Consider the following 13,350-nt stretch of genomic DNA (forward strand, 5'->3'; position numbering starts at 1 on the left):
AGACACTCCGAGAATCCGGGTTCGTTTGCGATTCGACCGTCATGACGGCGAGCGGCAGAGCGGCCGCTACTTCCCGTTTTGACCGTTCGCCACCCCCATGCCGGACGACGTCACGCTCCTGCCCACGGGCGCCTCTCCTGAAAAACAATCAGTCCGACGCAAGCTAGCTGCACTAGAAGGGATGACGCTTTCGCTCGTCAGTTTCCCTCGGCCGCAAGGCCGCCTTGCCGCAGGATGTCCATGACCGTCAATATTGCACCTGTCTCGACCCAAGCCTCGCCGCTCGTCAGCGCATCGGAGAGGGCCCGGAATCAGCAATTGCCGCTTGCCGAGCTATTTCAGATCGCTGAAGTTTTAGGTCGCATAGGAAAACAGTCGCAAGCGGTCGAGCTTTACAAGACCTGGATCGCGTTCAACGACGCTAACCCCCTGCTGCATCTCGCTTATTTCAACTACGCTGTCGCCGCCAACCAAACTGGCGATGCGGCCGCGGCGATCCACGCGCTTCGCGCCTGTTTGAAGCTGTCCCCGGAGTTCGGACCAGCGCACATCAACCTCGGCCGCCTTCTGGAAGACAGCGGCCTAACCGGCCGGGCCGTCGAACAATGGCGAGACTTCGCAAAAGCGACCGCCGAGATCACGGCCGACAAGATCGGCTATCGCCTGATGGCGCTCCAGCATATCGGCCGCGTTCTCGAAGCCGGCGGTTTGCTGGAAGAGGCGGAAGCAGCTTTGTGGCAAGCGATCGAGCTGCAGCCCAGCAAGACGGAGGCGGGCCAGCATTGGACGTCGTTGCGGCAGCATCAATGCAAGTGGCCGACGCTCATCACGTCCGAACATGTTTCGGCCCGGCACTTGCTGGATGCGATGTCGCCCTTGATCCTCGGCTGCTATAGCGACGATCCCCTATTCCAGCTCGGCAAGGCCTACCGTTATCACAAATCGCTGATCGGCCGGCCCGATCTCCGTGACTTCCCACGCCTTCCGCCGAAACAGAAATCGGAGACCGGAGAGCGTTTGCGCGTCGGCTACGTCTCATCGGATCTGCGCGACCATGCGGTCGGTTTTGCGCTCAGGGAAGTGCTGGAGCTGCATGACAAGAGCAGCGTCGAGGTTTTCGCCTATTACTGCGGCGAGCCGCGCTCCAACGACGCGACGCAAACGCGGATCAAGAACGCGGTGGATTGCTGGCGGGAAATCTCCACGCTCAGCGATATCGACGCAGCAAAGCAAATCCGTGCTGACGAGATCGACATTCTCGTCGACGTCAACGGCTACACCAAGCATGCGCGGGCGAAGATCTTCGCCTACCGGCCTGCGCCGGTCATCGTCAATTTCTGCGGCTATCCCGGCACGACGGCCAGCCCGTTTCATCAATACGTCATCGCGGACGAGCACATCATCCCGCCGGAGAACGAAATCTACTATACGGAAAAGGTGCTGCGGATTGCCTGCAACCAGCCCATCGACCGCAAACGGCTGATCGCCGCACGGCCGACCCGCGCGGAAGCCGGCCTGCCGGAGGACGCCTTCGTCTACGCTTGCCTCAACGGGATGCAGAAGATCACCGCCAACTGCTTTGCGCGCTGGATGCAGATCCTTTCTGCGACACCCGGCAGCGTGCTGTGGCTGCTTGCGGAGGCCCCGGATGTCAACGAGCGCCTGCGCCAGTTGGCCGCGCAAGCCGGCGTGGCGCCCGAGCGCCTCATTTTCGCGTCCAAGGCGGCCAATCCGAACCACCTCGCGCGAATGGCACTGGCCGATCTCTTCCTGGACACCTTCCCCTATGGGGCGCACTCCACGGCGGCGGACGCGATCACCGTCGGGCTGCCGGTCCTGACTATGCCCGGAAAAAGCTTTGCCTCGCGTTTCTGCAGCAGCATCGTCGCAGCCGCCGGCGTTCCGGAACTGATCTGCAGCGGGCCGGAGGATTATGTAAGCCGGGCCATCGCCTTCGCGCAGGACCGCGAGAGCCTGACCGCGATCAGGGACTCCTTGCAGCGCCAGCGCGAGACGAGTGCATTGCGCGATATTCCAGGCCTCGCGCGGCGCCTCGAATACCTGTTTTGGCAGATGCAGGGCGAAATCGAGCGCGGAGAAACGCCGGCGCCGGACACGCGCAATCTTGATGTCTACTACGAGGTCGGCGCCGAAATCGTTCTGGAGAATATCGAATTCGAGGACGATCAAGCCTACCGGCGCCGCTATCTCGAGAAACTGGCCCAATGGAACGATTACGCGCCGCTTGCGCACGACAGCCGTCTGCTGAGAGAGCCGGAATCACTTTGAAGTTGAATTGCGGCAACGGCTGCAAGCGAAGAGGATATTATGACTCCTGTTATTCTTGTGACATTCGCCGGGCGGCAAAAGCGAATGGAGATTCTGACCAAATACATCCGCAAGGCCATCAATGAAGGCATCATTGATGAATGGCACATATGGGATTTCACGCGTTCCTCTGAAGATAACGAGTGGGTCACGCGCGAATTCGGCCCGGCGCGATATATGGGGTCCGAAGCGCCGTACCAGTTGAAGGGAGCGGTCACGCCGCGCTCCTCCTTCCGTGCGAATGCCAAGATAGACCACGATCTACATATCGCCGTTCTTCCGAATGGTGACGATGATAGTTGCTTCGAAATTGTCGTCGGTGGCTGGCAGAACACCCATTCCGCTCTTCGCAGCGTCAAGCGCAGCGAACTGAATAACTTTGGGAGCCGGGGTGAAACAACGACCATCTGGAGCAAATCGACACCCAGCGTTCTTTCGCCAAGCCTGCCGAACCAGGTCGTGCTCAGCATCGACTCGGCGGGTGCTCCCTCACTTCAGGTCAATGGCGTGACGATCGGCAAGTGGCCTGAGCTGAACCTGGGCTCCGGCGCATCGGTGATGGTGCGCGGCGGATGGGGCGCCGATTTGGAACTTTGCGATATAAATGCCCCCGTACGACGCTATGTCGGAAACCCAAATGAAAAACTGCCCTATTGGCAGGCCTATGACTACTACGCGAAGCGGCTGGAGAGATTTTCCAGCGCGGTATTTCTGAAGTGTGACGATGACATCGTCTATCTGGACATAGAAAAACTCAATGAATTTATTGAATTCAGAAGAGCCAACCCGAACTACTTCGTCGTCTCCGCAAATGTCGTGAACAACGGCGTCTGCGCCTATTGGCAGCAACAAGGGGGCGGACTTCCAGATGACCTCGGTCATTTCGAGCGCCCGCCTGGAGGGTTCGGGGGAAGCCTGTGGCAAAGCGCCGAGCGCGCAACCCGGCTTCACGATTACTTCCTGGAAAAGGACGAGAAGCATCTGCCTTTGCCGAACAAGGTCATCGAATGGACGGAGCGCCAGTCGATCAACTTCATATCCTGGCTCGGAAAAGACCTTCTGCATATGGCTCTTCCGAAAGGCGACGATGAATTTGCGCTGACGGTCGACCTGCCGACTTTCCTCGATCGGCCCACCGCAATCTATGCGGATTTTACCGTCAGCCACCTCAGCTTCGGACCGCAGGAACACGGGCTGGACGTGGATCGCTTGATCAACGCCTATGATGCACTGAGCTCTTCCCGACTTTAGTCCGCCCGACGCTGGAAGCTCAGGCATCTCTCGACCGATATAGGTGCGCGTTTCGTCTTGACTCGCGCCTGTACGGTGTCGGCCGTGCTTCTGCGCGCCAGTCTAGCGAATATTCATGACGGCAAAGACGAACGACCCAGCGGTAACGCAGACTGCGAGTGTCACGTAGTAATCCATATTGCACCCCCTTTCCGCACCAACGCGGTCAAGGAGTCATAATGGTCACAAAAAAGACGCAAGAAAGAACGCTTCGCGCACTTTTTCTGTCGCCTGGACTCATGCCGTTATCGTGAAGCGTTTCGGAGATCGTCAGCGGCTAAAGCAATTCCAGGAAAAATGCGCAGCGGCTTTCGGTCCGGAAATTACGAGAATAAAGAGATAGAGCGGTTGCGCGCTTCCGTGAAAAGCTGAACCGCTCTATCGAAGTTGGAAGTTATTCCAATGCGAAGCTCTTGCCTTGGCAATAATAAGTCGGCCCTCGCGGACGGCGGCAAATAGAGCAAAAATTGCTGCGATTGTTATTAGATCCCAAAGCATCGCTGGCCTCATAATTCCTGATAAAAGCGGCCGGGCTCCGGCAACCGTCGCCGCGGGACGTCTCATAGCTTCAAGGCGACATTGCGTTCGGGGGACGGCACAATCGCGGCAATATGTGAGGACACGCGAGACTCGCTGACCGCTGCCAATGACGCCGCGCAAGACCTATCAGCGTCCCGTCGTCGTTGCCCAAAGGCTGACTGACGGGCTTATGCCCTCTTGGAGAGCTTGTCTTTCCGCGTCTATCATTGTTGACTTCCAAACAATCATGATGCCAGCACGATGGAGGGGAAGATGGATAAATCGCTTGTCGAACGTTTGGCCGACTGCGTCGGGCAGATCGAGGAGTTCTCGCAGCGCATCTCTCGTATTCAGGCCGGAGAGATCCAACATCAAGCCAGATTCGGTGACGGCCCCTGGGAGGATATTACGGCAATCGTCCTCACGCACTATGAGGATATGCTGGAGAACTACAAATATTTCGCCGAGGATTTGAGACGCCGCATTGATAAGGGTGAAGGCTGAGCTGGCCTCGCCTCGTCGGCATCGAAGATCCAAGTAGGCGTCACTCGCTGCGCTGTTGCGGTCGCAGCCAGTCTCTTGGGCCATTGCAGAAACAAAAAGTTACCCAAACTGGTCGAATGGGGTTTTTTGAATCCGCTTTCGCCTTTGATATAGAATTCGATCATTCTAATATAAGAGTTCTGCCATATTTCCTCCCCCCGCCGAAACGCAAGTAGGCGGGGGCTTTTTTTAAGGTGCCATCGTTCCTGCTTGGTTTCGTGCGGGGCTGAACAAATGAAGGCTGCGAAGTCTTCCCGCTCCTCTCGCTACCGTCACGCGATCTGTCACGCGACATCCCGCTCTCGCTTCTGTAATCAATTCCGAAAATTCGATTGAGGAGCGAGATGATGTCGACTTCAATTTTGACGGCCATGACGGTGTGTGCGGGCATAACCACGATAGCGCTCATGGTGCTGCAGCTTCTTCATTGACTTCTGAGACGTTGCGCCGACGTTCGCGACTTGTCGGCGAATTCTCGCACTCGATTTTCGCGCCATTCCGGATAAAGTCGTCATAGTTTAGGGCGAAGTGGCCTCTTATCGGCGGCGGCTCCATTTTCGCGTCTCACCGCAGTGATCGGATAGTTCTCGCACATAGGGGACTTGATGCGAGCATGGATTGCAATTTGCGAAGCGACTTTGATCTTGCTGCCGGCTTATTGCGTGGCGGCAAACACTCCCTGTAGCGGTCAAAAAGGCGGCATTGATCACTGCCAGGGGTCAACTTTCATCTGCAGTGACGGATCCGTCAGCGCGAGCAAGCAATCGTGCGAGTCTTATATGGGCGGCGCATCCCTTTTCGGATCAGCACCTGGAGAAATGGAACCGACGACTTCAACAGATTGCTCCTGCCGAGGCGGATCGTATTGCGTCGGCCCCCGTGGCGGCCACTATTGTCTTACCGATGACGGCCGAAAGAGCTATCTTCGCAAATGATCGCTTTACCGAATGGAGAATGGGTTTGCATGAACCACTGAAAAGCTAAGAGCAGAAGATTGCAGAGTATCAAGAACATCTTCAGTTGATCGAAGAGCCAGACATCAGCCATTTTCGCAAAGAGGATAATGGAGCTGGGAGGAAATCGAGGCGGAGTACCGCCGACATATCGAAACCTATGCCACCCTGATTGCTCAGATTGATGCGATTTCGGGTATTTGAAGGCAGTGTCGCAGACTAAATTTGCGTAGAAGCCGAGCGTATCAGCCATCTTCAACGTTGACCGGCCAACCCACTGATTTCACTGGAGAAATTTTGGTAGCGGAGGAGGGATTTGAACCCCCGACACAAGGATTATGATTCCTCTGCTCTGACCTACTGAGCTACTCCGCCACTTCAGCGCATAGTCCCCTGGACTATACGCAAGGGCCAAACGAAACCGCCGCTCGAGGAGCGTTGGCTCGTCGGTTGAGCGGCTTATAAGGTGCGGTTCGGCTTTGTGTCAAGCGGATGATTTGGAAAAATCAATGCTTTCCCCCACGCCCCGCACCGCCGCCTTCAGGCCGCGACGGGGCTGGCCAGCAATGCCTTCAGCGAGGCTTCTGCCGTCGGTTCGCGCTCTGAGCGTTCGATGAAGCCGCCGCCGTAGACGCGGGCGTCATCACCCGGGGCGGAATAGAGAGCGCAGGCCTGGCCCGGAGCGACACCTGCCTCGCCGATCGTCAGGTCGACATAGATGCCAGTCGCATCGGCATGCAGCACGGCAGGGGCCGGCGCACGGGTCGAGCGGACCTTGGCGTAGCAGGCAAAACCCTCGCCGGAAGCCGCCTGCGCCAGCGGTTCGTCGCCCAGCCAGTTGACGTCACGGAGATAGACGCGGTGCGTTTCCAGCGCCTCCTTCGGGCCGACGATGACGCGGCGCGAGCGGGCGTCGAGATAGACGACATAAAGCGGCTCGCCGGTGGCGATGCCGATGCCGCGGCGCTGGCCGATCGTATAGTGCAGGATGCCCTCGTGATGACCGAGCACGCGTCCGTCGAGATGGACGATCTCGCCGGCGAGCGCCGCATTCGGCTTCAGCTTGGCGATCACGTCGGAATATTTTCCCTGCGGCACGAAACAGATGTCCTGGCTATCGGCCTTCTTGGCAACGACGAGGCCCATCTCCCCGGCAAGCGCACGCGTCTCCGATTTCGGCATGCCGCCGAGCGGAAAACGCAGATAGTCGATCTGCTCCTGCGTGGTGGCGAAGAGGAAATAACTTTGGTCCCGATCGGCATCGGCCGGGCGATAGAGTGCGCGGCGGCCGGGATGGTCGATCGACGGGTTCGGGCGGGAGCGGATATAATGGCCGGTCGCCAGCGCATCGGCGCCGAGTTCCTTGGCGGTCGCCAGGAGATCGGCGAATTTGACGGTCTGGTTGCAGGCAACGCAAGGGATCGGCGTCTCGCCGGCAACATAGCTTTCGGCGAAGGGATTGATCACCGTCTCGCGGAAGCGCTTTTCATAGTCGAGCACATAATGCGGGATGCCAAGCGTTTCGCAGACGCGGCGGGCATCGTCGATATCCTGGCCGGCGCAACAGGAGCCGGCGCGGTGCACGGCGGCGCCATGATCGTAAAGCTGCAGCGTGATCCCGAGCACATCATAGCCCTGGCGCTTCAGAATGCCGGCAACGACGGAACTATCGACGCCGCCAGACATGGCGACGACAACGCGCGTATCTTCCGGCCTCTTGTCAAAATCCAGTGTGTTCACGGTCTTGCCGCCAATCTCAGTCGATCTTCGGTGCTGTCTTCTGTCCACCGGTTGCCATGCAAAAGCGGCGGATTTCTATCGTCTGCGGCACGCGGCGGCTTGGCCGCCCGGCCTTGATGGATCAGGGATATAGAAAGGATTGCTGCCCGGCGCAAGGGGCGGCGAATCACCGGCTTCGCGACAGCGGACGAGGCCGCCAATCAACCTTTGGCTTTTAGCCGCTCGATAAGATAGAGACTGCGGCGAAGAGCCGTCACCGCTGCGCCGACCGCGACGATCCAGAGCGCGATGGTCAGTATCCAGGAGCCGCCGCTCCAGAGCACTTCGACAACCGAGAGCAGAGCGGCCGCGGTCATCGTTGCCATGCGATGCTGTTTGGCCATCGGCCCGCCGAAATCGCTGGGATTGCCGGTGGCGCGGCCAAGCTCGCGGACATAGGCGGTAAGAACGGCGAAGGCGGCGGCAGCCCAGCCAAGGCCGGGGGCGCCAATGCCATAGCCGACGCCAGCGAAGATCAAGATATCGGCGACGCGATCCGGGAATTCATTCCAGAACGGCCCATCCGCCGCGCCCTTGCCGCCCTCGACGGCGACCATGCCATCCAGCAAATTGCAGAGCAGGCGAAGTTGGCAGAAGAGTGCCGCAAGGATCAGGAATAGGGCGCGCAGCCCGCCACTGCCCTGCCCCGACAGCCAGAAAGAACCGCCGGCCAGTGCCGCCATGACGATGCTCGCCTGCGATATCTGGTTCGGTGTCACCGACAAATTCGTCATCTGCCGCGCCAGCCCCTGCGCCCAGCGCGTGTTGCGGCTTGCCAATGGCCGCCTGTCGCCCATTCCCTCGCCCGCCATGGACCTAACGCCTCCCGCCGGAAATCGAATAGTTGTAGATCGCCGCATAGCTGGTCGAAACCAGCAGCGGCACCGCGATGGTCTTCAATATCTCCGGCGTGCCGCTGAGCGCGTGGATCGTCACCAATATGGCCGTTGAGCCGAGACAGGCGATCAATGGCGGCGCCCATAGAACGGTGAAGCCACGGAACCGTTTGGACAGGGCTTCCACCACCGATTTCAAAAACAGCGTCAGGCAGCCGGAAAGAATGCCCTGGACGAGACCGGAGATCACCGGCTGCGGCATTGGATGCAGACGGTTGGCAAAGACGGCCCATCCACCCATGGCAAGGAAAGCGAAAAGCACGTGCACGATGCTGCTACCGGCCAGCGCCCTCACCCGCGCCGTCATGACACCGACCACCAATAGCGCACGAGATGAAAGAAGATCGGTGCTGAGAAGACGACGGAATCGAGCCGGTCGATCAGCCCGCCATGGCCTTCGATCAGATGCCCCCAGTCCTTGACGCCGCGATCCCTCTTGATCGCCGACATCACCAGCCCGCCGAAGAAGCCCATCAGGGTAATCACGAAGGCAAGCAAGCCTGCCTGCAGCGGCGTGAACGGCGTGATCCACCAGAGCGCAGCCCCGATCAAGGTCGCGCTGACGACACCGCCGACAAAGCCTTCGACCGTTTTGGACGGCGATAGTTTCGGCGCGATCTTACGGCGACCGAACAGCTTGCCCCAGACATATTGCAGGACATCGCTGAGCTGCACGACGATGACGAGGAACGCGATCAAAAGGACATTGCGGCCCTCATAGCCCGGTATGTGCAGGGTCAGCAATGCCGGCACATGCGACGCGCAGAAGACGCAGATCATCAGTGCCCATTGCACCTCAGCAATGCGGATCAGGAAGCGCTCGGTATCGCCGCGCAAGACCGCGATAATAGGCATGAAGAGAAAGGCATAGACCGGGATGAAGATGGAAAAGATGCCGTATTGCTCGGCCCAGAGCAGATAATATTGCACAGGCAGCGCAACAAAAAAGGCTGCCGCCAGCGCCCAATGGTCGGCGCGCCTGGTGTTGATCAGCGTGATGAATTCGCGTAGCGCCGCGAAGGAGCAGAAGGCAAAGAGCAGGATGACGCCGGCGCGGCCCGCCAGAAAGGCGATGCCGATCAGGATCACCATCGCCCACCAGGCCTTGATGCGGGCATTGAGGTTTTCGATCGCCGCGTTGGAACCATCGGGCGATAGGCGCCGCTGCAGCACATAGCCGACGACGGATGCGACGATCAGAACGCCGAGGATACCGAGGATAAGGTGGATGAGATCGGAGCTTGCTGCGCTCATTCACCGCTCCCCATTTGTTTGGGCGAGAGGGTCAGCAGCGCCGCTTGCGCCCGCGCCAGAAAATCCGCCTTCTCTTCGTCTGCACCGATGCGCAGCGCCTCGCCAAAGGTCACGGTACAGATCAACGGAATGGGCACGAACTCGCCCTTAGGCATGACACGATTGAGATTGTTGATCCAGACGGGAACAAGATCGATATCGGGGCGCATCCTCGCCAGATGAAATAGCCCACTCTTGAAGGGTTGCAGGGGTGCGTCGGTCAGGTTTCGCGTGCCCTCGGGAAACAGGATCAGCGAAGAGCCTTCGTCGATAGCGGCAGCCATCTGCTCGATCGGATCTTCCGTCCGCGCCTCCCGGTCCCGTTCGATCAGCACGGCTTTGAAGACGTCGCGGCCAATGAAGCTGTTCAGCTTCGATTTCAGCCAGTAATCGGCGCCGGCGACTGGGCGTGTTCGCCGCCTGAGCCGTGGCGGCAGCACCGCCCAGATGAGGATGAAATCGCCATGGCTGGAGTGATTGGCGAAATAGACGCAGCGGCCTGTGGGCACGCCACTTTCCCACCAGATCGCCCGCACGGCAGTAATAGCGCGCGCAAATAGCACGATCGCTACCGCGGCCGGTTTCGCAAGCCAGGCCGTCTCCGGCCTACCCGTGATATTTTCGAAAATATTCCGTTGTGACGCCCCCATGACTAAGAGATAGGCGCGTTCCACGGGTGCCGATAGTCTCTTGCGCAAACTTATCCACAACCCGTTTGCAATCATGAAAAACCCGGTGCAACTCACGTTGCGCCGGGCCTTCGTGTCGCTCTTGGGAGGAGCTTGACTTAGTCGACGTTGAACACCAACGGCTTTGCCTGACGGATCGCCTGATGGGCGGCCAGCTTGGCCAGAACCTCATCGTTGATCGCGCCGTCGACATAAAGCAGCGCGATGGCATCGCCGCCCTGCTTGTCGCGGCCGAGCTGGAAGTTGGCGATGTTGACATTGGCCGCGCCGAGCGTCGTGCCGATGAAGCCGATCATGCCGGGAACGTCGGTGTTGGCGATATAGATCATGTGGTTGCCTACATCGGCGTCGAGATTGATGCCCTTGATCTGGATGAAGCGCGGCTTGCCGTCGGAGAAGACGGTGCCGGCGATCGAGCGCGTCATGCTGTCGGTGGTGACGGTCAGCTTGATGTAGCCGTCATAGACGCCGGTCTTGTCGCGCTTGACTTCGGCGAGCACGATGCCCTTTTCCTTGATCATGATCGGCGCCGAAACCATGTTGACGTCGGCAACCTGATTGCGGATGAGGCCGGCCAGCAGCGCACTCGTCAGCGCCTTGGTGTTCATGCCCGCGGTAACGCCGTCGTAGAGAATCTCGATTTCCTTGATCGGATCGTCCGTCACCTGGCCGACGAAAGCGCCGAGAACGTCGGCAAGCTTGATGAACGGCTTCAGGATCGGCGCTTCCTCAGCGGTGATCGAGGGCATGTTGATGGCGTTGGAAACCGCGCCCTTGACGAGATAATCCGACATCTGCTCGGCCACCTGCAGGGCGACATTCTCCTGCGCTTCGGTAGTCGATGCGCCGAGATGCGGCGTGCAGACGACGTTCGGCAGGCCAAATAGCGGGCTTTCCTTGGCGGGTTCGACTTCGAAGACGTCGAAGGCGGCGCCGGCGACATGGCCAGACTTGATGGCGGCGGCAAGGGCTGCCTCATCCACCAAACCGCCGCGAGCGCAGTTGATGATACGCACGCCCGGCTTCGTCTTGCCGAGTGCGTCAGCGTCAATGATGTTGCGCGTCTTGTCGGTGAGCGGCACGTGCAGCGTGATGAAATCGGCGCGAGCGAAGAGTTCGTCGAGTTCCACCTTGACGACGCCCATTTCCTCGGCACGTTCCTTGGAAAGGAACGGATCATAGGCAACGACATGCATCTTCAGGCCGATGGCGCGGGCGATGACGATGGAACCGATATTGCCGGCGCCGATGACACCGAGCGTCTTGCCGGTGATTTCGACACCCATGAATTTCGACTTTTCCCACTTGCCGGCCTGGGTCGAGGCATCGGCGGAAGGAAGCTGTCGGGCAACGGCGAACATCAGCGCGATAGCGTGCTCTGCGGTCGTGATCGAATTGCCGAAGGGCGTGTTCATGACGATGATACCGCGGCGCGAAGCGGCAGGGATATCGACATTGTCGACGCCGATGCCGGCGCGGCCGACGACCTTGAGGTTCTTCGCCGCTTCGATAATCTTCTCCGTCACCTTGGTGGCGGAACGGATGGCGAGGCCATCATAATTGCCGATGATTTCGAGCAGCTTGTCTTTGTCCTTGCCGAGCTGCGGCTGGAAATCGACTTCGACGCCGCGATCGCGAAAGATCTGGACGGCGGTTTCCGATAGTTCGTCGGATACGAGAACGCGGGGTGCCATGGAGGCCTCCTGAAAGGGTCAACTGTGATTGAAATGCGAATGCTGGGCTCCGCCTTCCTGGCGGAGCCTGTGGACGCCATGATCTCAGGCAGCAGCCTGGGAGAGCGTCGCCTTCTGCGTTTCGAAAGCCCAGGAGAGCCAGGGCATCAGCTTCTGCATGTCGGCAGCTTCGATTGTCGCACCCGCCCATATGCGCAGGCCCGAAGGCGCGTCGCGGTAATGGCCGACGTCATAGGCGACGCCTTCCTTTTCGAGCAGCGCGACGAGGCCCTTGGCAAAATTCGCCTGGCCGTCCTCATCGAGAGCCGTAACGTCCTTGTCGACGATCTTCAGGCAGACGGAGGTGTTGGACTCCGTCTCGGCCTTGACGGCGAGATTGGCAATCCAATCGTTAGCGGCAACGAAGTCATGGATGACCTTGGCGTTGGCATCGGCACGGCCGATCAGCGCCTTGAGACCGCCGAGCTCCTTGGCCCAGAGGAGAGCGTCGATATAGTCTTCGACGCAAAGCATCGACGGCGTGTTAATCGTCTCGCCGGTAAAGATGCCTTCGATCAGCTTGCCGCCGCTGGTCATGCGGAAAATTTTCGGCAGCGGCCACGCCGGTACATAGGTCGTCAGGCGCTCGACAGCGCGGGGGCTAAGGATAATGACGCCATGCGCGCCCTCGCCGCCCAGCACCTTCTGCCAGGAGAAGGTGACGACGTCGAGCTTGGCAAAATCGAGGTTCTGGGCGAAAGCCGCCGAGGTGGCGTCGCAGATTGTCAGGCCCTTACGATCGGCCGGAATGAAATCGGCATTCGGAACGCGGACACCAGAAGTGGTGCCGTTCCAGGTGAAGACCACGTCGCGGTCGAAATCGACGGCGGAAAGATCGGGCAGCTCGCCGTAACCGGCCTCAAGCTTGCGGACATCCTTGAGCTTAAGCTGCTTGACGACGTCGGTGACCCAGCCAGCGCCAAAGCTTTCCCAGGCGAGCATGTCGACACCACGTTCTCCGAGCAGCGACCAGAGCGCCATTTCGACGGCGCCGGTATCGGAAGCCGGAACGATGCCGATGCGGTAGTCCGCGGGCACTTCCAGAATGTCACGGGTAAGATCGATGGCCTGCTTCAGCTTGGCCTTGCCGACTTTCGCGCGGTGCGAACGGCCAAGAGCCGCGTCGGAAAGAGCATCGAGCGTCCAACCGGGGCGCTTCGAGCAGGGGCCAGAAGAGAAATGGGTATTGTTCGGACGGATGTCCGGCTTGGCGAGCTTAGTCATGATGCTATCCTCTCAGATAGAAAGCTCCTCGTTGGGGAGGAGTGTCCCGCCGTCGGATATATTGGAAGCGGCCTGCCGGTGCAATAGGTAAATTGGGCGGATG

General features: G+C 59.4%; 10 protein-coding genes and 1 tRNA gene. 3 read left to right on the top strand and 8 right to left on the bottom strand.

Annotated features, from left to right (window positions below; genetic code table 11):
• The first annotated feature begins 240 nt into the window (after window positions 1-240).
• The 3 genes from QA648_RS12245 (at window position 241) to QA648_RS12255 (ending at window position 4,641) form a co-directional block, all read left to right on the top strand.
• On the top strand, window positions 241-2,289 hold the full coding sequence (locus QA648_RS12245) for a glycosyl transferase (RefSeq protein WP_283047182.1): 2,049 nt from the start codon (window positions 241-243) through the stop codon (window positions 2,287-2,289).
• Window positions 2,290-2,328: 39 nt separating this feature from the next.
• Window positions 2,329-3,579 (top strand): hypothetical protein, encoded by a 1,251-nt coding sequence (locus QA648_RS12250; RefSeq protein ID WP_283047183.1) that lies wholly within the window; start codon window positions 2,329-2,331, stop codon window positions 3,577-3,579.
• A gap of 831 nt (window positions 3,580-4,410) precedes the next feature.
• Window positions 4,411-4,641, top strand: a complete 231-nt coding sequence (locus tag QA648_RS12255; RefSeq protein ID WP_283047185.1) for a hypothetical protein — start codon at window positions 4,411-4,413, stop codon at window positions 4,639-4,641.
• A 1,290-nt stretch (window positions 4,642-5,931) separates the two neighbouring features.
• On the opposite strand, the gene QA648_RS12260 is transcribed toward QA648_RS12255, so the two are convergent.
• The 8 genes from QA648_RS12260 to QA648_RS12295 form a co-directional block, all read right to left on the bottom strand.
• Window positions 5,932-6,008: transfer RNA gene (locus QA648_RS12260), tRNA-Met, on the bottom strand.
• Between the two features lie 165 nt (window positions 6,009-6,173).
• Window positions 6,174-7,373, bottom strand: coding sequence for a tRNA 2-thiouridine(34) synthase MnmA (mnmA, locus tag QA648_RS12265; RefSeq protein WP_283047187.1), 1,200 nt, complete (start codon window positions 7,371-7,373; stop codon window positions 6,174-6,176).
• 200 nt (window positions 7,374-7,573) lie between these two features.
• The gene (locus QA648_RS12270) at window positions 7,574-8,224 is read right to left on the bottom strand and encodes a CDP-alcohol phosphatidyltransferase family protein (protein ID WP_283047189.1); all 651 of its coding nucleotides are present in this window, start codon (window positions 8,222-8,224) and stop codon (window positions 7,574-7,576) included.
• A 4-nt stretch (window positions 8,225-8,228) separates the two neighbouring features.
• A complete protein-coding gene (locus QA648_RS12275) occupies window positions 8,229-8,615 on the bottom strand; it encodes a hypothetical protein (RefSeq protein WP_283047190.1) in 387 nt (128 codons plus the stop codon).
• Window positions 8,612-9,562, bottom strand: coding sequence for a phosphatidate cytidylyltransferase (locus tag QA648_RS12280; RefSeq protein WP_104824130.1), 951 nt, complete (start codon window positions 9,560-9,562; stop codon window positions 8,612-8,614). The genes QA648_RS12275 and QA648_RS12280 overlap by 4 nt, the downstream gene beginning before the upstream one ends.
• A complete protein-coding gene (locus tag QA648_RS12285; RefSeq protein WP_283051319.1) occupies window positions 9,559-10,251 on the bottom strand; it encodes a lysophospholipid acyltransferase family protein in 693 nt (230 codons plus the stop codon). The genes QA648_RS12280 and QA648_RS12285 overlap by 4 nt, the downstream gene beginning before the upstream one ends.
• Window positions 10,252-10,388: 137 nt before the next feature.
• A complete protein-coding gene (serA, locus tag QA648_RS12290; RefSeq protein WP_104824132.1) occupies window positions 10,389-11,984 on the bottom strand; it encodes a phosphoglycerate dehydrogenase in 1,596 nt (531 codons plus the stop codon).
• 84 nt (window positions 11,985-12,068) lie between these two features.
• Window positions 12,069-13,247 (bottom strand): phosphoserine transaminase, encoded by a 1,179-nt coding sequence (locus tag QA648_RS12295; protein ID WP_104824133.1) that lies wholly within the window; start codon window positions 13,245-13,247, stop codon window positions 12,069-12,071.
• Window positions 13,248-13,350 lie beyond the last annotated feature (103 nt).

Origin of the sequence: Rhizobium sp. CB3171 (assembly GCF_029714265.1) — a bacterium.
Lineage (GTDB): Bacteria > Pseudomonadota > Alphaproteobacteria > Rhizobiales > Rhizobiaceae > Rhizobium.

Coding starts and splice junctions, on each gene's coding strand:
- QA648_RS12245 (WP_283047182.1), top strand. CDS start 241: ATGACCGTCAATATTGCACCTGTCTCGACCCAAGCCTCGCCGCTCGTC.
- QA648_RS12275 (WP_283047190.1), bottom strand. CDS start 8,615: ATGACGGCGCGGGTGAGGGCGCTGGCCGGTAGCAGCATCGTGCACGTG.
- QA648_RS12255 (WP_283047185.1), top strand. CDS start 4,411: ATGGATAAATCGCTTGTCGAACGTTTGGCCGACTGCGTCGGGCAGATC.
- QA648_RS12285 (WP_283051319.1), bottom strand. CDS start 10,251: ATGGGGGCGTCACAACGGAATATTTTCGAAAATATCACGGGTAGGCCG.
- QA648_RS12250 (WP_283047183.1), top strand. CDS start 2,329: ATGACTCCTGTTATTCTTGTGACATTCGCCGGGCGGCAAAAGCGAATG.
- serA (WP_104824132.1), bottom strand. CDS start 11,984: ATGGCACCCCGCGTTCTCGTATCCGACGAACTATCGGAAACCGCCGTC.
- QA648_RS12295 (WP_104824133.1), bottom strand. CDS start 13,247: ATGACTAAGCTCGCCAAGCCGGACATCCGTCCGAACAATACCCATTTC.
- QA648_RS12270 (WP_283047189.1), bottom strand. CDS start 8,224: ATGGCGGGCGAGGGAATGGGCGACAGGCGGCCATTGGCAAGCCGCAAC.
- QA648_RS12280 (WP_104824130.1), bottom strand. CDS start 9,562: ATGAGCGCAGCAAGCTCCGATCTCATCCACCTTATCCTCGGTATCCTC.